Source organism: Xanthobacter autotrophicus (assembly GCF_029991245.1).
In the GTDB taxonomy this organism is placed as follows: domain Bacteria; phylum Pseudomonadota; class Alphaproteobacteria; order Rhizobiales; family Xanthobacteraceae; genus Xanthobacter; species Xanthobacter autotrophicus_C.
The window spans coordinates 1-399 of sequence record NZ_JAIVFO010000445.1 but is presented as its reverse complement, the minus strand read 5'-3'; the positions used below and the strand labels follow the sequence as shown (position 1 = coordinate 399).

1 protein-coding gene is annotated in these 399 nt (G+C 48.1%); it reads left to right on the top strand.

What is annotated here, in order from left to right:
- On the top strand, window positions 1-377 hold a 377-nt coding region (locus tag K9U41_RS23610; protein ID WP_282643248.1), incomplete at its 5' end, for an inositol monophosphatase family protein.
- Window positions 378-399 lie beyond the last annotated feature (22 nt).

Below are 399 nucleotides of genomic sequence, written 5' to 3'. Positions count from 1 at the left end.
ATCCCATTGATGGAACAGTTAATTATCTTTACGGCATTCCTGGCTGGTGTATTTCAATCGGTATCAAGGATGAGTCTGGTCCGCTTGCCGGAGTTGTGTATTCGCCCGCTACTAACTCTCTCTGGAAAGCAAGCCGTGGAGGAGGTGCGTTCCTCAATGGTTCTCCAATTGCTTGTAATGAACCAGTAGCTCTCAATCGCGCACTTGTTGGTTCCGGATTTGCATATGACATTGAAAAAAGAAAAATTCAAGCTGCTCTCGTTTCACGACTTCTTCCTGAGATTCGCGACTTGCGGCGCTTAGGTGCGTGTGCGGTAGATATTTGCCATGTTGCAAGTGGTTCTCTCGACGCCTACTTCGAAGCTGGCGTTAATTAATGGGATTACGCCGCAGCTGGTC